Origin of the sequence: Streptomyces sp. NBC_01233 (genome assembly GCF_035989305.1) — a bacterium.
In the GTDB taxonomy this organism is placed as follows: Bacteria; Actinomycetota; Actinomycetes; order Streptomycetales; family Streptomycetaceae; genus Streptomyces.
The window spans coordinates 4,317,501-4,338,834 of sequence record NZ_CP108514.1; the positions used below are offsets into that span (position 1 = coordinate 4,317,501).

The following is a 21,334-nucleotide window of genomic DNA, read 5'->3' on the forward strand; positions in this document are numbered from 1 at the left end:
TGGCGCCGCTGGTGGCCGACCTGGCTCCCGAGGGCTCGGTGGGCCAGTACAACTCAGCCTTCGCGCTGGTCAAGCAGATGGCGCTGGCGCTGGGGCCGCTCGGGGTGCCGCTCGGCGCGGGCGTTCCGATGCTCTACATCGGCGTCTTCGTGCTCGTGTCGCTCGGGATCGCCGGTCTGGCGCTGCGGCTCGGCAGGCGGCTGAGCCCGGCGCAGGACAACCCGTGGCTGGCGAGCCGGGTCGTGGCGCAGGGCGGTCCGGTCGTGGCGGCGAAGGCCGTCGCCTCCGCGGATCCCGTGAGCGCGTAGGCACGTACGCGTGGACACGTATATACGTACGTGTGAGTGAACGAATGTGCGGAAGGCCCCGGTCCTTGTGGACCGGGGCCTTCCGTGCGTTCGGCTGCTACTTGTCCGGCAGGGCGAACTCGCACCAGACGGCCTTGCCGCCGCCCGGGGTCCGGCGCGAACCCCACGAGGAGGCGATGGTGGCGACGATCGAGATGCCGCGGCCGGTCTCGTCGCCCGGTTCGGCGCGGCGGCGGCGCGGGAGGTGGTCGTCCCCGTCGGTGACCTCGATGATCAGGCGGCGGTCGGTGCGCCGCAGGCGCAGGCGCATCGGCGGAGTGCCGTGCTGCAGGGAGTTCGCGACGAGCTCGCTGGCGGCCAGGACGCCGAGGTCGCACAGCTCGACCGGGAAGCGCCAGGAGGCGAGGACCCCTTGGGCGAAGGCGCGGGCGCGCGGGGCCGCCTCGATGCCGCCGAGGAGTTCCAGGGCGGCGTTGTGGAAGAGCTCGGCGTCCGCGCCGGTGCGGGCGGGCTGCTGGAGGACCATCACGGCGACGTCGTCGTCGTGATCGGCGTCCACGCCGAGGGCGCGCATCAGGCGGTCACAGATGACGGCCGGGGTGCCCTGGGCGCCGGAGAGGGCGCGTTCCAGGGCGGCGACGCCCTCGTCGATGTCCTCGCCGCGGCGTTCCACCAGGCCGTCGGTGTAGAGGACGGCGGTGGAGCCGGGGCCGAGGGCGATGGTGCCGGAGGTGTGCAGCCAGCCGCCGGTGCCGAGCGGTGGGCCGGTGGGGTCGGCGGCTCTGCGTACGGTGCCGTCCTCGTCGCGGACCAGGATCGGGAGGTGGCCGGCGGAGGCGTACGCGAGGAGGCCCTCGTTGGGGTCGTGGACGGCGTACACGCAGGTGGCGATCTGGCTGGCGTCGATCTCGGCGGCGAGGCCGTCGAGGAGCTGGAGCACCTCGTGCGGGGGCAGGTCGAGGCGCGCGTAGGCGCGGACGGCGGTGCGCAGCTGGCCCATGACGGCGGCGGCGCGGACTCCGCGGCCCATGACGTCGCCGATGACGAGGGCGGTGCGGCCGGCTCCGAGGGTGATGACGTCGTACCAGTCGCCGCCGACGGCGGCCTCGGTGCCGCCGGGCTGGTAGGTGGCGGCGATGCGGAGGTCGTCGGGCTGTTCCAGTTCCTGCGGGAGCAGGGAGCGCTGGAGGGTGACGGCGGCCTCGCGCTGGCGGCGTTCGCTGGCGCGCAGCCGCTCGACGGCCTCGGCGTGGTCGGTGACGTCGGCGAGGTGGATGAGGACGCCGGTGTGGTGGGCCTCCGCGCCGCTCCCGGCTTCGGCTTCCGTGTGGGCGTGGGTCTTGGCCTTCGGGAACTCCACCGGGGTGCAGGTGACGGTGTACGAGTGGGCGCCGCCGGGTGCGGTGCGGTTCTTGGCGGTACGGGACGTGCCGCTGCGCTGGACCTGGTCGAGGAGCGGGAGGAGGCCGAGCTCGCCGAGTTCGGGAAGGGCTTCATGGGCGGGGGCGCCGGGGGTGCGGGCGCCGAAGCCGGCGGTGTAGGCGTCGTTGACGTAGGCGACGCGGTGCTCGGGGCCGTGGACGAGGGCGACCAGGGCGGGGAGCCGGCCGAGGACCTCGCGTGCGGAGAGCTCGTCGAGGGAGGGCACGGCGGTGAGGACGCCGGTCCGCTGGGCCGTGGTCGTGCCGCCTGCGGGGCCGGTGCCCGCGCCGCTGCCCGATCCGCCGCCCGCGCCCGTGCCGGTTCCGGTTCCGGAGACCGTGGAGTCGGCGGGGTCGCCGTCGGAGGCGGGCGTGGGCCGCTCGGTTCCGGGGTCGGCGCGGACGCCGCGGGCTGCCGGGACCGCGCCTTCACCCCGCTTGGCCTGGGCGGCGGCGTGTTCGGTCCGGGCGGCGGCGCGGCGCTGCGTTCCGGGAAACCGGGCGCTCCAGCGCGTGAAGTTCACTGCGTTCAAGCCTCGTGGTGTCGCGAGTGGTCGCTGTGTCGCTCGTGGGCGGTCGCTGACTGGACGATGTCACTCTGTGCAGGGGTGAGCCCACCTATGGTCACACGTCCAGTGTGGCCGACCGCACTGACAACGTCAGCTCTGGCCGTTCTTCGGGGGGTTGGGGGCGGGGGGCGGGGGAGGGTCCTTGGGGCCGCCACCTGCGGCCAGTTCGAATTCTGCCCTGGGGTGTTCGAGGGACCCCAGGGAGACGATCTCACGCTTGAAGAGGCCGGAGAGGGTCCATTCGGAGAGCACGCGCATTTTGCGGTTGAAGCTGGGGACGCGGCTGAGGTGGTAGGCGCGGTGCATGAACCAGGCCGGGTAGGCCTTGAGCTTGCGGCCGTAGATGTGGGCGACGCCCTTGTGGAGGCCGAGGGAGGCGACCGAACCGGCGTACTTGTGGGCGTACTCGGTCAGGACCTCGCCGCGCAGGGCGGCGAGGAGGTTGTCGGCGAGGACCTTGGCCTGGCGGACGGCGTGCTGCGCGTTGGGGGCGCATTCGCGGCCCTTCTCGGCCGCCGTGATGTCGGGGACGGCGGCGGCGTCCCCTGCGGACCAGGCGTGCTCGACCCCTTCGACGGTGAGGAAGGAGGTGCAGGCCAGGCGGCCGCGCTCGTTCTTGGGCAGGTCGGAGGCGGCCAGGATGGGGTGCGGTTTGACTCCGGCGGTCCACACGACGGTGCGGGTGGGGAAGCGGGCGCCGTCGCTGAGGACGGCGACGCGGTTCTCGCAGGAGTCGAGCCGGGTCTCCAGCCGGACGTCGATGTTGCGGCGGCGCAGTTCGCGGACCGTGTAGACGCCCATCTCGGGGCCGACCTCGGGGAGGATCCGGTCGCTCGCCTCGACGAGGACCCACTTCATGTCCTCGGGCTTGATGTTGTGGTAGTACCGCGCCGCGTAGCGGGCCATGTCCTCCAGCTCGCCCAGCGCTTCGACGCCCGCGAAGCCGCCGCCGACGAAGACGAAGGTGAGGGCGGCGTCGCGGAGGGCGGGATCGCGGGTGGAGGAGGCGATGTCCATCTGCTCGATGACGTGGTTGCGCAGGCCGATGGCCTCTTCCACGGTCTTGAACCCGATGCCGTAGTCGGCGAGTCCCGGGACGGGGAGGGTGCGGGAGATGGAGCCCGGGGCGAGGACGAGTTCGTCGTACTCCATCTCGACGGGGCCGGTGCCCTCGTCGGCGGTGGCGAGGGTCGCGACGGTCACGGTCCGTTTGGAGTGGTCGATGCGCTGGGCCTCGCCGATGACGATGCGGCACTTGCCGAGGACGCGGCGCAGGGGGACCACGACGTGGCGGGGGGAGATGGCGCCCGCGGCCGCTTCCGGGAGGAAGGGCTGGTACGTCATGTAGGGCTCGGCGGTGACCACCGTGACCTCGGCTTCGCCGGCTCTCAGCTTTCGCTGGAGCCGGAGCGCCGTATACATGCCGACGTAGCCGCCGCCGACGATCAGGATGCGCGTACGGGGCGGGGTACCGGGGGCCGTGCCCCGGGAGTTAGCAGCCTTCACCATCCCATGACGCAACGTGGCCGGGAGTTTGTCCACAGGCCCGACAAATTGTGTGACCGGAGGTGGTGGTGGGGCGGGGCGGAAGAGGACGTTCGGTGTGGGCGTAAATGTGCAGGTCAGGGCGTGCGGAACAGCAGATTCCGGGGGCATGTAACGGAAAAGTGGGGGTGAATGCTCCGATCGGGCGGTGGTCCGTCCGGGGCTGCCTCTTCTGAATTGACTCTGGCTCAACTATGTTCGTATCTCGTCGAGGAGTAGTACGACCGGGCCCGAGACCGCGGCCCCCTCGACGTGAAGGCGGGGAGTGTCTCCGGGGGGGAGACAAATGATTACCGGGGGAAACATATGAACATTTCCGATTTCCATGGCTCCGCGACCGCGCTCTCGGTCGAGAGCAACGGTCGCGCGCTCGCGGGCGGCACCACGCACGGCGTAGGCCGGTCCACGCCGCTGCGCGTCGACGCCCAGCGCAACCTGGAACACGTGCTGCGGGCGGCCCGCGAGGTCTTCGGCGAGCTGGGCTACGGGGCTCCGATGGAGGACGTGGCGCGGCGCGCCCGGGTCGGTGTCGGCACCGTGTACCGGCGCTTCCCGAGCAAGGACGTCCTCGTCCGGCGGATAGCCGAGGAGGAGACCGCCCGGCTGACCGAGCAGGCCAGGACCGCGCTGGGCCAGGAGGAGGAGCCGTGGCAGGCGCTGTCGCGCTTCCTGCGCACCTCCGTGGCCTCGGGCGCCGGGCGGCTGCTGCCGCCGCAGGTGCTGCGGGTCCGTTCGGCGAGCGAGGACGGGGCCGAGGAAGCGGAGGCCGCGCGGGTTCCGCAGCAGCGCCAGGCCGTCGCGGCCACCGGTTCCCCCGAGCTGCGGGTCGTGGGCGCGCGCAGTGCGGCCGAGGACGAGCCCTCGGACGACGCGGGTGCGGGTGCACTGCTGGAGGTCGTCGGCCGGCTGGTGCACCGCGCGCGGGAGGCCGGTGAGCTGCGTGCCGACGTCACGGTGGCCGATGTACTGCTGGTGATAGCGACGGCGGCGCCCGCGCTGCCCGACCCGGCGCAGCAGGCGGCGGCTTCGACCCGGCTGCTCGACATCCTGCTCGAAGGGCTGCGGTCCCGGACGGCGTGACCTCCGCGGGCCGACATCGGCTCGGTGCCCCTTCGGCGCCGGGCGGATGCCGGGCCGGGGCCGGTCTGCGACGGGGCAGTACGGCCGGTGGGGGCGTTCGGGCGGGCTTCTCGAAGGGCGCGCTCTCGGACGTCGGGTCCTCTCATGGTCGGGCTCTTGAATCGTCGGGGCGTTCGCACGTCGGGGCGACAGTAGGGCGATTCGCCGAGTCTTGCCCGGACGAGTGGATGACGCGCAGAGGACTTCGACGCGCGTCCGCCGTGTGACACGCTTGATCGGTGTACCGGTTGAGTGTGTCGTGCGAGGGCTTCCGCGATGAGCGTTGACGGGCCGGAAGAGCCACTCGGTGGCGCCGGCAGCGAGGTCGAGTCGGGCAGCCTGCCCGCACGGCAGGTGCCGGCCCAGCGAGAACCGGGCGGGCGCCACGCTCGCCTCTCGGGCTCTTCCGGACCCGGTGGCATCGGGAGTGAAGTCCCTCCGTCCGACGCCGACCTGATCGCCCGGATGCGGGGCGGAGACGACGGTGCGTACGAGCAGCTGTTCCGTCGCCACGCCGATGCCGTACGGCGCTACGCGCGGACCTGCTGCCGCGACGGGCACACCGCCGACGACCTGACCGCCGAGGTGTTCGCGCGGACCCTGCAGGCGGTACGGGGCGGCGCCGGGCCGGACCAGTCGGTGCGGGCCTACCTGCTGACGACCGTACGGAGGGTGGCCGCGGCCTGGGCCAAGACCGCCAAGCGGGAGCACCTCGTCGAGGACTTCGCCGTCTTCGCGGAGCGGGCGGCCACGGGCTCGGAGAGGGGAGCCGGGATCTCGGGGCTGTCCGGGGACGACACGCTCGAACTGGGTGCGGACGTACGGGCCATGCACGAGGCCGAGCAGTCGCTGGCCATGCAGGCCTTCCGCAGCCTGCCCGAGCGGTGGCAGGCCGTGCTGTGGCACACCACCGTCGAAGAGGCGTCGCCGAGCTCGATCGCCCCGCTGTTCGGGCTCAGCGCCAACGCGACCGCGGTGCTGGCCAGTCGTGCCCGGGAAGGGCTCAAGCAGGCTTATCTGCAAGCCCACGTGAGTACGGCGCTGAGCCAGGGCGGCGACTGCGCGCGCTACTCGGACCGGCTGGGCGCCTACGCGCGGGGCGGGCTGCGGATGCGCGCCGAGCGTGGTCTGCGCAAGCACCTGGAGGACAACACCGTTGCTTTAGCGCCGTGAGCGGCTGTTGAGGCCGTGCTCGAAGAACGTGATAGTGGTCTGGATGCTGTAGTTCTGGCTGGTCACGGGCTGTTGTCCGGCGTTCGGGCCGTACTTGCTGGTGGGGTTCTTGCGGGTGCGGGCTTTGATGCGTTGCCTGTGTTGGGACGGCAGCGGGGCTTCGAGGACGGCCTGACCGATCACGCCGACTCGGTCGACAGGGCCGAGTGGGGGCAGGATTCCGGTCGCGCTGATGACGGTGTCACCGGCGGTGCGGATCAGGACGGTGAAGCTGATCCGGCTCATGGTGAGGTCGGGGCGGGTCTCGATGCCGTCGGCGGCGGCGCGGAGGAGGGCCTGGTAGGTCGTGAGCAGGGCGTAGACCTCCTGGTCGAGGCCGGGCTGGGTGCGCGAGCGCAGGACGCGGCCCTCCAGGATGGTCGCCTTGATCGAGAAGTAGGTGGTTTCCACCTGCCACCTGCGGTGATAGAGCTCGGCCACTTCATCGGCGGGGTAGCGGACGGGGTCGAGGAGGCTGGTGAGCAGGCGCCACTGCTCGTGGCGGACAGTGCCGTCGTCCAGGCGGACTGTGAGGTGGGCCTCGATGACGCGGACGGTGATCAGGACGGGAATGACGCCGTAGCCGATCCGGGCCAGGTAGGAGCCGTCGGCCAGGTGCTCGGCGGGGGTGGGGATGCGTCGGGCGGAAGAGCGGATCAGGAATCGTGCCCCGCTGCCCTGGATGTCACGGAGGAATTCCACCGCATCGAAGCCGGCGTCGGCCAGCAGGAGCATCGTGTCGTCAAGAGCGCCCAACAGGCGGTTCGCGTAGGTGAGTTCACCGTCACTCTCGGGTCCGAAGGTGGCGGCGAGCAGGGCGCGGGTGCCACACTCGACCAGGACGACGAGCCGCAGCAGCGGGTAGCCGAACTCCAGCGTGTCACCGGCCCGTTTCGGGTACTTCCAGGTGAGCGTCTTCTCGTCCGGGACATGGAGGAGAGTGCCGTCGACGGCCACGCACCGCAGGCCCCGCCAGAACGTGCCCGACTGCCCGCGGACAGCGAGGGGCCCGGCCAGGATCTCGAACAGCCGCCGTAGCGGGGCGGCCCCTATCCGCCGCCTCGCCCGCGACAGCGAGGAAGCCGCCGGGACGGCCAGGGCCAGACTCGTCAGCGAGGCGGTCAGTTTGCCCCACACCGCCCGGTAGGAGCAGTTCTCGAACAGTGCGAGCGCGAGGACGAAGTACACCACCACCCGCGAGGGCAGCAGCCGCAGTCGCCGCTCGACCGTGCCGGTCTCCTCAAGCACCGCGTCCACCAGTTCGAAGTCCACCGTCTGCGTCAGCTCACCCAGCTGCCCCGGCGCGAACACACCCCCAGCGACCTCGATCGTGCGCGTGATGACAGACTTCTCCCGCAACGGGACTCCTGGACTCGACGATCACCTTGCTTCAGCACAAGTTGATCTACCAGGAGTCCCGTTCCTGCTACTCATGCGGGGGTTGCCAACGACTCAAGATCCCTAACGCAACGGTGTTGACCTGGAGGAGTGCGTGAAGTGCCGGCTGGCGGCCGGGGAGCTCAAGGACGTCAATGCGGGGATCCCCGCGCTGCTTCCGGTGGCGGTCATCGGGTGGTTCGCCGCCGGGTACGCGGCCAAGACCGCCGGGGTGGTCGCGGGTGGAGCCGTTGCCGCGGGCGGGGCCGGGGCCGCGGCCGCCGCCTCCGGTGGGTCGACCGCAGGGGCCGGGGCGGCGGCCGGAGCCTCGGGCGGTGCCGCAGGTGGTGCCGCGGGCGCGGCGGGGGCCGGTGGCGGGGCCGCCGGGACGGGCGCCGGTGGCGGGGCCGGGGGTGTGCTGGCTTCCGAGGGGCTCGGGCTGCCGGCCAAGGCCGCCATCGCGGCAGGGATCGCGGTGGCCGCGGCCGCCGGGGTGGTGTTCGCCCTCGCCGGGGACGATCCCGAGCCGCAGGCCCGGGCGAAGCCCGCGCCGGGTGTGGCGGCGCCGGCGGTGCCGGAGGCTCCCTCCTCGCCTTCGGCGGAGCCGAGCCCGCCCGGGGAGGAGCCGCCGCGCGCGCGGGGCTCCGTACGGCCGACGCAGGGACCGACGCCGACGCCTTCGGCTCCGGCCTCCGCTGCTCCTGCGGCCCCCTCGCCGTCCTCGTCCCCGTCGCCCTCGCCCTCGCCGAGCCGGGAGAAGCCTTCGCCCGGGCCGTCACCGAGCAGGACCTCCGCGAAGCCGACCCCGCCGCCGTCGAAGCCGCCGCAGGGGTTCCAGCTGGCCCGGCTCGAACACTCGGCCTACGGGGACCACAGCGGTCCCGAGCTGCAGACCTGGCGCAGCAGCTGGGTGTGGCAGCGCTGGGGGCTGGAGGTGGGCGGCCACCGGTTCGCCCAGGGCATCACCGTGAACTCGCGTTCCTCGGTGGAGATCGCCCTCAACCGGCAGTGCACGGGCTTCTCGGCGCAGGCCGGGGTGGACGGCCTGTCGATCTTCACCGACGGTTCGGTGCGGTTCTCCGTGTACGGCGACGGGCAGCGGCTGTGGCAGTCCGCCGCCCTCGGCCACGAGGACCCGCCGGTGGACGTGCAGGTGTCCCTCGCCGGGCACAAGACGCTGCGGCTGGTGGTGGAGAAGGCCAAGCCGGGCAGCCTGCCGACACTGGCGAGCTGGGCCGACGCCGTGATCAGTTGCCGGTGATCAGCTGCCGGTGAGCGTCGCGGCGAGTGCCGTGGCGAGTTCGGCCGGGGTGAGCGCGGCCCCGGCGGACTCCTCCCGTGCGTAGCGGGCCGGGCCGAGCAGGGCGCGGGTCCGTTCCGGGAGGCCGTCCACGGCGCTGCTCTCGGGGACCGAGCGCGGATGGCCCGCACGCCAGGCGGTGGCCGCCGAGAGGGCCCGTACGGCCTCGGCCGGCCTGCCGTCTTCGGCCAGCATCACGGCCGCGGCCTCGGCCATCCCGGCCAGGAAGCGCTCGGCGCACCGGGCTGCGACGGCGGCGGCGAGGGCGGGCCCGATCCTGGCCAGGCCGGCGGCCGGGCCCTGTTCATGGGCCGTGAGGACGGCGTCGACGGTGTCGAGTCCGGCGGTGAGTTGCGCGGGCACGGTGATCCGTTCCGCTTCGGCGCGGGCCCGCTCGCACTCCCTGCGGGCCGCTGCGGCGTCGCCGCGCTGGCGGGCGAGCAGGGCCGAGAGGAGCCGGGCGAAGCTGCTGACGTCGTACACCCCGCCGTAGCGGCCGGACTCCCTGTCGGCCTCCGCGAGGAGGTGTTCGGCTTCGTCGAAGTCGCCCGCGCAGTAGGCGGCCTCGGCGATCCGGGCGATGGCGAAGGGCGCCTCGATGTGAGCCCCGACCTCGCGGGCGAGGCGCAGGCACTCCTCGTACTCGGTGCGGGCCTCGGCGTACCGGCCGCGCGAGAGGGCGACCTCTCCGGCGGCGCCCGCCACCTGGGCGCGGGTCCATCGGTCGCCGACGCGTTGGGCGATCTCGTGGAGTTCGGCGAGGTCGGCGTCGACGGTGGGCAGGCCGCCGGTGACGTCGATGGCGACGTGGGTGCGGAGCATGAGGACGACGCCGAGTTCCCAGTCGTTTGCGTGGCGGCGGCAGTTGGCGACGGATTCTTCGAGGTCTGCGTGGAATTCGAGGGCGTCGCCGGTGAGGAAGGCGGTGGAGGGCCAGAGCATCCCGGGGAAGAGCGTCGTCTCCGGGGATCCCTGGCGGAAGGTCTTCCTGATGCGGACGGCGAGGGCGCGGTACTCGGGGGTGCGGAACTTCTCCGCGGAGTTGCTCTCCGCGAGGAGGAACATGCCGAGGACTTCCAGGCGCATGTGGCGCCAGTACGCGGGCGTGCCCTCGGGCGGTTCGACGGGGGTGAGGGCGAGGATGCGGGCGGTCCACTCGGCCCCCTCGGCACGGTAGTTGCGCAGCCACCAGAACCAGCCGAGGGCGAAGGCGAGGCGCTGGGCGGTCTGCGCGCCGGTCTCCGCCCCAGTACTGGTACTGGTACCGGTACCGGTGTCGGCGCCTTCGGCGACTGCGGTGTGGAGGGCGGTGCGGAGGTTGTCGAGCTCGGTCTCGACGCGCCGGATCCAGGGGAGCTGGGCGGCTGAGCGGATCAGGGGATCGGCCTCCTCCGCGAAGGCGAGGTAGTGGGCGGCCTGGCGGCGGGCGGTGGCCCCGGCGTCGGCCGGGTGGGCGGCGGCGCGCTCGGCGGCGTACTCGTGGATGGTTTCGAGCATGCGGTAGCGCATGCCGTGACCGTCGTCCGGTTCGGCCAGGACGAGGGACTTGTCGACGAGGGAGCCGAGGACGTCGGCGGTGTCGTAGGACGGGTCGGCGCAGACGGCCTCGGCGGCGGCGAGGTCGCAGCCGCCGGCGAAGACGGACAGACGTCGCAGGACGGTGCGTTCGGGCTCGTCGAGGAGGTCCCAGGACCAGTCGACGACGGCACGCAGGGTCTGCTGCCGGGGCAGGACCGTACGGGCCCCGCTGGTCAGCAGCCGGAAACGGTCGTCGAGGCGGTCGGCGATCTGACGCGGGGTGAGCAGCCGCAACCGGGCCGCGGCCAGCTCGATGGCGAGCGGCAGACCGTCCAGGCGCCGGCAGATCTCGGCCGCCGCGGCCGGGTCGTCGTCGGTACGGAACCCCGGCCGGGCGGCGGCCCCGCGGTCACCGAGCAGCCGCAGCGCCACCGGATCGGGCAGCGGCTCCACCGGGCGCAGCGACTCCCCCGGCACGCCCAGGGGTTCACGGCTCGTCGCCAGGATCTGCACACCCGGGCAGCGCGCCAAGAGCTCCTCCGCCAGCTCGGCGGCCGCCCCGATGACGTGCTCGCAGTTGTCGAGGACGAGGAGCAGACTGCGGTGCGCGCAGTGTTCGACGAGCTGGGTGGTGGGGTCGGCGGCGGCGGTGTTCTCGCGGGCGACGAGGGAGTTCTCGCGCAGGCCGAGCGCGCTGAGGACGGCGCCGGGGACGGCCGCGGGATGGTCGAGACGGGCGAGTTCGACGATCCAGCCGGCTTCGGGGTGGGCGGCGGCCGCGTGTTCGGCGAGACGGGTCTTCCCGGAACCGCCTGGGCCGGTGAGGGTGACGAGGCGCAGCCGGGCCAGGTCCTCGCGAAGGGCGGCGAGTTCGGGCTCGCGACCGACGAAGGAGGTCAGCCGGGGCCGAAGGTTCCCACGGGGTGCCTCTGGAGGAGTCTGCGGGCGCGGCGCCTGCGGCTGCCCGAGCGCTGGCTGCGGGTGTGCGGGCGCGGGCTGCGCAGGCGCGGGCTGAGGGTACGCGGCTCCGGGCAGCCCAGGCTGCGGCGGTGCGAGCTCTGACTGCGCGGGCGCGGGCCCGGAATGCGGAAGCTGCGCGGGCTCGGACGCGGGGTGCACGGGCTCGGGGTGCACGGGCTCGGGCAGCGGGGGCCCGGGCGGCGTCGGCCCGGGCGGCGTCGGCCCGGGCGGCGTCGGCCGCGACAGGATCGAGCCGGACTGCACCTGGACCGGCCCAGAGTGCGCGGGCTGCGCAGGGTCGGACGCGGGGTGCACGGGCTGCGCAGGCGCGGACTGGGAGTGCACGGGCTCGGGCTGCGGGGGCTGCGCGGGGTTGAGGAGCTGGGTGTGGAGGGTGGTGAGTTCGGGGCCGGGGGTGGTGCCCAGGCCGTTGGCCAGGGTGCGGCGGGTGCGTTCGTATGCGGCCAGGGCGTCGGCGGGGCGGCCGGCGGCGCGTAGGGCGCGCAGTTGCTGGGCGCGCAGCGGTTCGTCGTACGGGGACGCGTGGATCAGCGCCTCGATCTCCGGCAGGAGTACGGCCGGGGCGGTGGCGCCGCTGCGCAGGTCCGCCTCGATGCGGTCGCGGAGGGCGGCGGAGCGGCGGGCCTCGGGCCCGGCGGCGTGACCCGGGCGGGCCGGTTCGGGGAGGTCTGCGAGGGCGGGCCCGCGCCAGAGGGAGAGGGCGGTGCGGAGGGTGCGGGCGGCGGCGGCCGGGTCGGTGGCCAGCTCCCGGCCGCCCCGGGCCGCCAGCCGGGTGAACCGGTGCAGGTCTATGTCGTCCGGGGCGGCGGCCAGGCGGTAGCCGCCGGCCGGGTCGGCGGTGATGGTGTCCCGGCCGCCGAGCGCGCGGCGCAGCCGGGCGACGAGGGCCTGGAGGGCGGCGGGCGCGTCCTGGGGCGGGTCGTCGCCCCAGACGTCGTCGACGAGTTCGGCGACGGAGCCCCGACGGCCCGCGCGCAGGGCGAGGGCGGCGAGGAGCGCGCGCAGTCGGGCGCCGCCCATCGGGAGGGGGGCGCCGGTCTCGTCGCGCGCCTCGGTGACGCCAAGGATGAGATACCGCACCCGCCAATTCTGCCTGCCCCGCGGCCGGGCTCAGGTGATCGAAGTGTCTCCGTTCGCCTCCAGCAGGGTGCGCAGGGCCTCGGCGACCGTGGCGCACGTGGCGGGGTCGAGCGGGGCGAGCAGCTCGGCGTAGCGACTGAGGTGATCGGTGATCAGCGACTCGGTGAGCGCGAGGCTCTGCTCCGTGAGGCGGATGCGGACCGAGCGGCGGTCCTGTCCGTCCCGGACCCGCTCGACCAGGCCCTTGGCCTCCATGCGGTCGATGCGGTTGGTGATTGCCCCCGAGGTCACCATGGCGGCCGGGATGAGGGCGCCGGCGGTGAGCGCGTACGGGGGTCCGGACCGGCGGAGGGTGAAGAGGATGTCGAGCTCGCCCACCTCGAGGTCCCGTTCGGCCGCGAAGGCCTTGAGGTGCCGGTCGATGATCCGGTTCATCCGCTGGACGCGGGCCAGCACCTCGACGGGCCACAGGCCGGCCGCCAGCTCGGGGCGCTCGTCCGCCCACTGGCCGACGATCGCGTCCACTGCGTCACTCATGTCGCGTCCTCATCCTCGTGCGTCTTCATTGCTCTGTTCACGCCCCCGAGAAGGATATCTCAACGTTGAGACACTTGACGTTGAGAGGACTGCTCTGTTTTTATCTCAACGTTGAGATTCTGAACCTTGAGATGGATCGGAGTGGGCGTCCACCACGACCACGACCACGACCACGACCACAAATACGAGTACGAGTACGAGTACGAGTACGAGTACGAGTACGAGTACGAGTACGACCACCGCCGGCAGCGCCGCCGGCCGGCCCGGCCCCGGCCTGGTCCCCGTCCTCTGGCTGGCGCTGCTGGCCACGCCCGTCGCCGCCGCGGCCAACGCACCCGTCCTGATCCTTCCCGACATGGCAGGCTCCCTCGGGGTGGGCACCTCGACCGCCGCCTGGCTCGTCGCCGCCTTCGCCTGGGCCATGGCCGTCTCCATCCCCCTGCTGGCCGGCCTGCTGCGCCGCCGCGGCCTGGCGCCGGTGCTCCGGCTGTCCAGCTGCCTCCTCCTCGGCGGAACGCTCCTCGTCGCCGCGTCCCCCTGGCTTGCGCTGACCCTCCTCGGGCGGGCCGCGCAGGCCGCCGGCGGCGCCGGCCTGGTGGCGGCCGCGATGAGCCTGGCCGGCTCGGCCCGCCGCATGGGTGTGATCAGCGCGGGCTTCGGCATGCTCGGCGCGACCGGCCCGCTCCTCGGCGCCCAGCTCTCGCACGCCGTGTCGTGGCGGCTCTCCCTCTCGGTGTCCCTGGTCTCGCTGCTCGCCGTGCCCGCGGTGATCACGTACGCGAAGGCCCCGGCGGCCGCCCCGCAGGGCAGGTTCGACGCCCGCGGCGCCGTGCTGCTGACGGTGCTGGCCACGGCCCTGGTCCTGCTGCCCCACGCACCGGCCGTCGCCCTGGGCTCCGCTGCCCTCGCCGCGGTGCTGCTCGCGCTCCACATACGACGGCGCCCCGAGGGCTTCGTCCCGGCCGCGCTGATCCGCAGGCCCCTCTTCCTCGGCTCCGCGCTGCTGGCGCTCGCGCTGTCGACCTCGTACTTCACGCTGCTGTTCGCCGTGCCCCGGCTGATCTCGGACCGCGCGGGCTGGGACACCGGCGCGGCCGGGGCCGGTCAGCTCGTGGCGCTGCTCACCGGCTCCGTGCTCTCCTGGCTGCTGGCGGCGGGCTCGGCGCGCATGGGGCGGGTGGCCGTACGCACGGTGCTGGTCGGGATCGGCACCCTGGCGGCGCTGATCGCGGTCTTCGCGAGCCACGGTCCCCTGCTGCTGCTCGCCACCCTGGGCGGTGTGTTCGGCGCGACCGGCGCCAACGCCGTGCTGTCGACGCACGCCGCGTCGAGCGTCCCCGACGCCCAGCGCCCCACGGCCATCGGCCTGTTCACCCTCTGCTACCAGCTCGGCGGCGCCTTCGGCCCGGCGATCGCGACCGCCCTGGTCCTCGGCTCCTGAAGCACGGCGGCCGGGCCAGGACCTGAGGCCGGCAGCGTCACGACAGCGCCGGGCGGTGCACCGGGACCCCCTCCGGCACCGCCCGCCGTCGCGCCGTCGAGGTCCCCGTCCAGCAGGTGCCTCGGCGGGCCAGCAGCCGGCGGAGCCACAGCTCCATGGAGACGAGTTCCGCCAGCCCGTCCAGCGGGACCCGCCGGCCGTCCGCCGCGTCGAGCAGGGCCTGGCGCACCACCCGGGCCTCGATCAGGCCGGCGTCCGCGAGCAGCGGGGAGGCGAAGAGCGACAGCAGTTCGTCCAGGGCGGCGCGCAGCCCCAGCCGGGTCGCCGTCTCGTTCGGGGTGTGGGCCGTGGCGCCCCAGCCCGGCGGGAGCTCGCGCACTCCGGCCGAGGCCAGGACGCTGCGCAGGATCTCCGCCCGGGCCCCGGGCTGGACGCGCAGGGACTCGGGGAGGGCGCGGGCGGCCCGTACGACCTGGTTGTCCAGGAAGGGGGCGTGCAGGCGCTGGCTGCGGACCTCCACGGCCTGTTCGAACACCCGGTGGTCGGCGGCGTGCCGGGCCAGCAGCGAACGCGCTCGGGCCTCCCCGGGCCGCAGCGACAGCGGCGGCCGGCCGGCCGCGACCGTCAGCCGGATCGATACTTCCGCCAGGGCCTCGCCCGTGAGCCAGCCGGCCGCCGGGCCGGGCCGGGACCAGGTCAGGGCGGCGAGGGAAGCGTCCACCGGCCCGGAGGCGCGCTCGGTGACCCCGCCCTCGCGGAGCCGGGCCGCGGCGGCTTCCATGCCCGCGCGGTACGTCGTACGGGCGAGTCTGCGGGCCGCCGAGTACACGGTGAGCGGCACCAGCAGCGACTCCCCGGAAGCTCCGGAGGCGGATGCCGAACGGGCCAGCGCCGCCACCGGGCGCAGCAGGTGGCGCCGGCGGCGGTCCATCAGGAGGTCGGCCATGCGGGCCGGGTGGGCGTCGAGGACCTGGCGGGCGCCGTGGCCGGTGAAGTGGTCGGCCGAGCCGGCGGCCAGTCTTCGCCGCTCGCGGGCGGCGAAGACGAGGGAGGGGCCGGGTTCGTCGGTGAGCGGGCCGTCGAGTTCGGCGTACGGGAGGGCTTCCCCGGCGGCGGCCACCACGACGTGGTGCAGGCGCGGGTCGGCGGCGATGGCCCGGGCCCGTTCGAGTTCGGCCTCGCGCCCCTGCGGGGTGGCCAGGTCGTTGAAGGTGACCGCCAGCAGCCGCGCCCCGGCGGGGCTCAGCAGGGTGCCCGGGGCCCCCGGCAGACCGGCCGCCAGCAGGGCGAGGGTCGCGGAGGCGCTGCCGCCGGAGAGGTCGGCGCCCACCCCGGGGGCCGGGGCGCCGCGGGCCGCGCGCCGGTCGGCGGGGCCCATTCCGGGCACGGGGCCGGGATCGTACGGCGGCAGTGTGTCGGGAGCATGGCGGGGCGCCGTGAGCCGGGCGCGCACCGCGTCCACCAATGCTTCCCGTACGCCCTCCACCGCGCGCTCGGGATCGGCCTCCGGGGCGGCCACCGCGAGCGAGGCGACCTGTTCGTAGCCGGTGATCTCGCGGGAGCCCTCGCGCAGGATGAGCGCGTGCCCGGGCGGGATGCGCCGCACCCCGGCGTACGGTGTGCCGTCGCCCAGTGCCTCCGGGCTGTCGGGGCAGGCCAGCAGGGCGGCGAGATGGCCGATGTCGAGCTGCGCCTCGATGAGGTCGGCGAGCGGGAGGGCGGCGGTGGCGTACGCCGTGCCGCTCGCCCAGGGGGTGTAGAAGACGGGGCGCGCGCCGGCGAGGTCGCCGACGACGGTGATCCGGCGGCCGGCCTGCACGACGGCGGTGTAGCTGCCGGACCACTGGGTGAGGTGGCGCAGGGCTCCGCCGCGGGCGGCGTAGAGGGCCCTCCTCAGCTCGGCGTCGGTCGCGCCGCAGCAGCCGAGGACGGCGAGCCGGGTGAAGGGGTCGGCGGGGTCCGCGGTGACCATGCGGATCTCGTCGGGGCGCCAGTCGCCGACGGCCCAGAGGGGGTCGGGGTCGCCCCAGAGGAGCTGTGCGCCCACGGGGTGGACGGTGCGTTCGGCGTCCGCGCCGGGGTCGTCCGCGTGGGCCGCGTCCGCGAGGCCGCCGCGCAGCGGTGCGCCCGCGTCGCCGTAGCCGCCCGGGCCGTATCCGCCGTGACCGGAGCCGTAGCCGGCCTGGCCGGAGGCGTGCCCCGAGCCGTGGCCGGTGACCCGGCCGGCCGTGCCGAAGCTCGCGGCGATACTGCTCCAACCCACCAACCAGCGCACCGCCGCCTCCCCAGCCTGTGGGCACATGACCGGGGCACGGGCAGCACGGTCAGCGCTGAGGGCGCGGCCGGCGGGACCCCGGATGGCTCGGGTCCATGCTGCCACGGGACAGGCGTGCGAGAGTGGTTAAAGGGGGCGCACATGCAAACGAACACGCCCCGGCCACGCGGTATTTGGTGTTCCGTTCCCACCGCCCCATAGGTCGCTTTCAGCCATTCTTCGGCCGCTGGAGGAGCCGTTCCGGGCCGCCGGAGCCCGGCGCGCGGGCGCGGTCCGGGAGGCGGAATCCGCCCCCCGGACCGTTCCGCCACCCGCGGGGATTGAGGTAGCGGCATCCCCCGGCCCGCCCGATCCGCGCAGTGGGCCGACCCACGCACCGCACATCGAATCGCCGGGCCTCCCGACCGGCCAGAGCGCACGGGCGGGCGCACGGCCACACGGACGGAGCACGCGATGACACGTGCGCCCCGACACCGGCCCCGGGCGGACTGTGCAAACGGACAACAATCCCGCCATACGGAAGTAAGGGCCTTAACCCTTGGGAGGCGGGGAACTACGCTGGGTTTACGAAATGCCGGGCGCCTATGCCCCGGCGGCGTATGCGTTCCGCGTGTGACGAGGGGTGGCGCATGTCCAGGGAGCTCCGCGAGCCCAATGAGAAGCTCGGCGCCGTCCTCGCCCTCGCGGGCATCAGCAACGCCGGGCTGGCCCGGCGGGTCAACGACCTCGGCGCACAGCGCGGCCTGACGCTTCGGTACGACAAGACGTCGGTGGCCCGGTGGGTGTCGAAGGGGATGGTGCCGCAGGGCGCCGCCCCGCATCTGATCGCGGCCGCCATCGGCGCGAAGCTGGGGCGGCCGGTGCCGCTGCACGAGATCGGGCTGGCGGACGCGGACCCCGCGCCCGAGGTCGGCCTGGCCTTCCCGCGCGACGTGGGCGCGGCGGTGCGCTCGGCCACCGACCTCTACCGGCTCGACCTCGCCGGACGGCGCGGCGGCGGCGGGATCTGGCAGTCGCTCGCGGGCTCCTTCTCGGTGGCGGCGTACGCGACGCCCGCCTCGCGTTGGCTGATATCTCCCGCCGACGGCTCGGTGACGCGGGAACCGGCGGGTACGGGCCCCGGCCCGGCGGCCCACGGCCCCGGCGCGCACGGCCCGGCGTCCCACGGCCCCGCGGCGCAGAGCCCCTTAACCGCTGCCACCCTCTCGGCTCAAGACGTGGCGGCGCACGAGATGCCGGCGCCGGCGCACGAGGCGTCGGCACCAGGTCCCAGGCCCTCCCCGGAAGGCCGCACGACCGGACCGGCGACAGGCCCGATGGCAGGCCCGGCGTCGGGCCCGCCGTCCACCGTTGTGCCCGCGCAGCCCGGCGCCGAAACGCCGCGCGACCACGGGCAGCGCGTGGGCCACAGCGATGTGACGAAGCTGCGCGAGGCCGCCGAGGACGCGCGCCGCTGGGACTCCAAGTACGGCGGCGGGGACTGGCGTTCGTCGATGGTGCCCGAGTGCCTGCGGGTGGACGCGGCGCCGCTGCTGCTCGGCTCGTACACCGATGAGGTGGGCCGCGCCCTGTTCGGCGCGACCGCCGAACTGACGCGGCTGGCCGGGTGGATGGCCTTCGACACCGGTCAGCAGGAGGCCGCCCAGCGCTACTACATCCAGGCGCTGCGGCTCGCCCGCGCGGCCGCGGACGTACCGCTCGGCGGCTACGTGCTGGCCTCGATGTCCTTGCAGGCGACCTACCGGGACTTCCCGGACGAGGGCGTGGACCTCGCGCAGGCGGCCGTCGAGCGCAACCGCGGCCTGGCCACCGCCCGCACCATGAGCTTCTTCCGGCTGGTCGAGGCGCGGGCGCACGCGAAGGCGGGCGATTCGGCGGCCGCCGGAGCGGCGCTGCGGGCGGCGGAGGGCTGGCTGGAGCGGGCGCGGGAGGGCGATCCGGATCCGACCTGGCTTGGTTTCTACTCGTACGACCGTTTCGCGGCGGATGCGGCAGAATGCTACCGGGACCTCAAACTCCCCCGTCAGGTACGGCGCTTCACCGAGCAGGCGCTGTCCCGGCCCACCGAGGAGTACGTACGCTCGCACGGGCTGCGGCTGGTGGTGAGCGCGGTCGCCGAACTGGAGTCGGGCAATCTCGACGCGGCGTGCGCGGCGGGCACCCGGGCGGTGGAGGTGGCGGGCAGGATCTCCTCGGCGCGGACGACCGAATACGTACGGGACCTGCTGCACCGGCTGGAACCGTACGGGGACGAGCCGCGCGTCGCGGAGCTGCGCGAGCGGGCCCGGCCGCTGCTGGTGACGCCGGCGTAGGACCTGATCCGGAAGGCGGGCCCGGGACCCGCGTGGCCTCGTTGTCGGTGCCGGGGTGCAGTATGCAGGGGTGGGAGGTGTCAGCGTGGGCGGCGGCGTGGGCGTGGACTGCGATGTGCTGGTGATCGGCGGCGGGATCGTCGGCCTGTCGACGGCGCACGCCTTGTCGAGCCTGGCTCCGGGGACCAAGGTGGTCGTCCTGGAGAAGGAACCGGGCCCGGCCCGGCACCAGACCGGCCGCAACAGCGGCGTGATCCACAGCGGGATCTACTACCGCCCGGGATCGCTGAAGGCTCGCTTCGCGGTGAGCGGCGCCGCCGAGATGGTCAAGTTCTGTGCGGAGCACGGGATTCCGCACGAGGTGACGGGCAAGCTGATCGTCGCCACGGAGCGGGAGGAGCTGCCGCGGCTGCACGCCCTGGTCCAGCGCGGCCGGGAGAACGGCATCCCGGTGCGCGAGCTGGGCCCGGCGCAGATCACCGAGTACGAGCCGGAGGTCCGGGGCCTGGCCGCGATCCACGTCGGCAGCACCGGGATCGTCGACTACGGCCGGGTGAGCGCCCAGCTGGCGGAGTCCTCGGGCACGGAGATCGTCTACGGCGGCGCGGTCGACCTGATCTCCCGCCGCGCGTCGGCCGTCGCGGTCCGCACCACGTCGGGGCTGGTGGTCCGGGCGCGGGTGCTGGTGAACTGCGCGGGTCTGCAGTGCGACCGGATCGCCCGCCTGGCCGGGGACGATCCGGGCATGCGGATCATCCCCTTCCGGGGCGAGTACTACGACCTGGCCCGTCCGGACCTCGTCCGCGGGCTGGTCTACCCGGTGCCCGACCCTGCGTTCCCCTTCCTCGGGGTCCACCTCACCCGCGGCATCGGCGGCGGGGTCCACGTCGGGCCCAATGCCGTGCCCGCACTGGCCCGCGAGGGCTACGACTGGTCGACGGTGCGGCCCCGCGACATCGCGGACGAGCTCGCCTGGCCGGGATCCTGGCGGATGGCCGCACGGCACTGGCGGTACGGCACGGGCGAGATCCATCGCTCGCTGTCGAAGCAGGCCTTCACCCGGGCGGTACGGCGCCTGCTGCCGGCCGTCACCGCGGCGGACCTCCGGCCGGCGGCGGCCGGGGTCCGGGCGCAGGCCGTCCTGCGGGACGGGACGCTGGTGGACGACTTCCTGATCCGCGACGCCCCGCGGACGGTCCACGTGCTGAACGCGCCCTCGCCCACGGCCACCGCTTCGCTGCCGATCGGCCGGGAGATCGCCTCCCGAGCCCTTCGAACCCTCGGCTCGACCTGAGCGGTGCCGAAGCCCGGGCCGGCGGCTGCCAACGTCCCGCTGCGCGGAGCCCGTCCCCGCCCCGCCCCGCCCTTTCCCCGTTTCCCCGTTTCTCTGGGGCTCCGCCCCAGGACCCCGTACGTGCGCTCCGCGCCCGTGCCCTCGAACGCCGGGCGGCCCGGATTGGCCCGGTGCTCGCGCGGCAGCGCATCGGGCCCCCGTCGTAGAATCACGGAATTGTGTCTGAGTCCCTGAACCCCCAGCCGCCCAGCCTCCCGGACGCCGCGCCGGAGGCGAGTTCGTACGTACCGCCCAAGTGGCGGACCGAGCCCCGCTTCCCCGACGGGCCCTCGCCGGATCCGGCCGGCTCGCACCACGAGCGGCGGATCCGGAGCTTCCAGCCCCGGCGCAGCCGGGTCACCACCGGTCAGGGCGAGGCCCTGAAGCGCCTCTGGGGCACCTGGGGCCTGGACATCGACGGCCACGAGGTCATCGACCTGAAGGCGATGTTCGACGGCCTCCCCGTCGTCCTGGAGATCGGCTTCGGCATGGGCGAGGCCACCGCGCAGATGGCCGCCGAAGACCCCGGCACCGGGATCCTCGCCGCCGACGTGCACACCCCCGGGCAGGGCAACCTCCTCGCCCTCGCCGAGCGGGGCGGGCTCAGCAACGTCCGCGTGGCCAACGGCGACGCGATCATCCTGCTCCGCGAGATGCTGCCGCCCGACTCCCTCGACGGGATCCGCGTGTACTTCCCGGACCCCTGGCCCAAGGCGCGCCACCACAAGCGCCGGCTGATCCAGCCCGAGTTCCTCACGCTGGCCGCCACCCGCCTGGCCCCCGGGGCCGTGCTGCACTGCGCGACCGACTGGGAGCCGTACGCCGAGCAGATGCTCGAAGTCCTCAGCGCGCACCCGGACTTCGAGAACACGCAGGCCGACGGCGGCTACTCCCCGCGCCCCGCGTTCCGGCCGCTCACGCGCTTCGAGGGCCAGGGACTCGACAAGGGCCACGTCGTACACGACTTGCTCTTCCGTCGCAGGGAGAACTGACAACGTCACCGCGC

Annotated in this window: 14 protein-coding genes and 1 pseudogene (1 of these 15 running past the window's edge); 8 read left to right on the top strand and 7 right to left on the bottom strand. The window is 74.1% G+C overall.

From position 1 onward, the window contains the following. Positions 1-308 carry the 3' end of an MFS transporter gene (locus tag OG332_RS20280; RefSeq protein WP_327419314.1) on the top strand. Its footprint begins 988 nt before the window's first position, so only the last 308 of its 1,296 coding nucleotides appear in the window; its start codon lies beyond the left edge, outside the window; its stop codon occupies positions 306-308. A gap of 97 nt (positions 309-405) precedes the next feature. On the opposite strand, the gene OG332_RS20285 is transcribed toward OG332_RS20280, so the two are convergent. Continuing rightward, entirely contained in the window at positions 406-2,253 is a 1,848-nt protein-coding gene (locus OG332_RS20285; RefSeq protein ID WP_327419315.1) for an ATP-binding SpoIIE family protein phosphatase, read from the bottom strand. 135 nt (positions 2,254-2,388) lie between these two features. Further along, the gene (locus OG332_RS20290) at positions 2,389-3,807 is read right to left on the bottom strand and encodes an NAD(P)/FAD-dependent oxidoreductase (RefSeq protein ID WP_327414810.1); all 1,419 of its coding nucleotides are present in this window, start codon (positions 3,805-3,807) and stop codon (positions 2,389-2,391) included. A gap of 342 nt (positions 3,808-4,149) precedes the next feature. Between OG332_RS20290 and OG332_RS20295 the strand changes: the two genes are divergently transcribed. Then, on the top strand, positions 4,150-4,923 hold the full coding sequence (locus OG332_RS20295; RefSeq protein ID WP_327414811.1) for a TetR/AcrR family transcriptional regulator: 774 nt from the start codon (positions 4,150-4,152) through the stop codon (positions 4,921-4,923). A 315-nt stretch (positions 4,924-5,238) separates the two neighbouring features. Continuing rightward, positions 5,239-6,111, top strand: a pseudogene (locus OG332_RS20300) (RNA polymerase sigma factor); the annotation flags it as partial. 12 nt (positions 6,112-6,123) lie between these two features. On the opposite strand, the gene OG332_RS20305 reads toward OG332_RS20300, so the two are convergent. Next, complete coding sequence (locus OG332_RS20305) at positions 6,124-7,533, bottom strand: IS4 family transposase (protein ID WP_327411459.1); 1,410 nt, start codon at positions 7,531-7,533, stop codon at positions 6,124-6,126. A gap of 133 nt (positions 7,534-7,666) precedes the next feature. Here OG332_RS20305 and OG332_RS20310 point away from each other — a divergent pair, with 133 nt between their 5' ends. Next, complete coding sequence (locus tag OG332_RS20310; RefSeq protein ID WP_327414812.1) at positions 7,667-8,812, top strand: NPCBM/NEW2 domain-containing protein; 1,146 nt, start codon at positions 7,667-7,669, stop codon at positions 8,810-8,812. Here OG332_RS20310 and OG332_RS20315 read toward each other — a convergent pair whose 3' ends face one another. The 3 genes from OG332_RS20315 to OG332_RS20325 all read right to left on the bottom strand — a co-directional run bounded on the left by OG332_RS20315 (position 8,813) and on the right by OG332_RS20325 (position 13,324). Then, complete coding sequence (locus OG332_RS20315; protein WP_327414813.1) at positions 8,813-12,430, bottom strand: AfsR/SARP family transcriptional regulator; 3,618 nt, start codon at positions 12,428-12,430, stop codon at positions 8,813-8,815. Between the two features lie 30 nt (positions 12,431-12,460). After that, positions 12,461-12,967, bottom strand: coding sequence for a MarR family winged helix-turn-helix transcriptional regulator (locus OG332_RS20320; RefSeq protein ID WP_327414814.1), 507 nt, complete (start codon positions 12,965-12,967; stop codon positions 12,461-12,463). 105 nt (positions 12,968-13,072) lie between these two features. Continuing rightward, positions 13,073-13,324: a hypothetical protein gene (locus OG332_RS20325; protein WP_327414815.1), complete on the bottom strand. Its 252-nt coding sequence runs from the start codon at positions 13,322-13,324 to the stop codon at positions 13,073-13,075. On the opposite strand from OG332_RS20325, the gene OG332_RS20330 reads away from it, so the two are divergent. Further along, the gene (locus OG332_RS20330) at positions 13,242-14,408 is read left to right on the top strand and encodes an MFS transporter (protein ID WP_327419316.1); all 1,167 of its coding nucleotides are present in this window, start codon (positions 13,242-13,244) and stop codon (positions 14,406-14,408) included. The two genes, OG332_RS20325 and OG332_RS20330, sit on opposite strands and share 83 nt — an antisense overlap. Positions 14,409-14,445: 37 nt before the next feature. On the opposite strand, the gene OG332_RS20335 is transcribed toward OG332_RS20330, so the two are convergent. Further along, a complete protein-coding gene (locus tag OG332_RS20335; RefSeq protein WP_327414816.1) occupies positions 14,446-16,683 on the bottom strand; it encodes an asparagine synthase-related protein in 2,238 nt (745 codons plus the stop codon). A 629-nt stretch (positions 16,684-17,312) separates the two neighbouring features. Between OG332_RS20335 and OG332_RS20340 the strand changes: the two genes are divergently transcribed. The 3 genes from OG332_RS20340 to trmB all read left to right on the top strand — a co-directional run bounded on the left by OG332_RS20340 (position 17,313) and on the right by trmB (position 21,320). Continuing rightward, positions 17,313-18,995 (top strand): sporulation protein, encoded by a 1,683-nt coding sequence (locus OG332_RS20340; protein WP_327414817.1) that lies wholly within the window; start codon positions 17,313-17,315, stop codon positions 18,993-18,995. Between the two features lie 55 nt (positions 18,996-19,050). Next, positions 19,051-20,289 carry an L-2-hydroxyglutarate oxidase gene (gene lhgO, locus OG332_RS20345; protein ID WP_327414818.1) on the top strand — a complete coding sequence of 413 codons (1,239 nt, stop codon included), beginning with the start codon at positions 19,051-19,053 and terminating at the stop codon, positions 20,287-20,289. A gap of 218 nt (positions 20,290-20,507) precedes the next feature. Then, positions 20,508-21,320 carry a tRNA (guanosine(46)-N7)-methyltransferase TrmB gene (trmB, locus tag OG332_RS20350; RefSeq protein ID WP_327414819.1) on the top strand — a complete coding sequence of 271 codons (813 nt, stop codon included), beginning with the start codon at positions 20,508-20,510 and terminating at the stop codon, positions 21,318-21,320. Positions 21,321-21,334 lie beyond the last annotated feature (14 nt).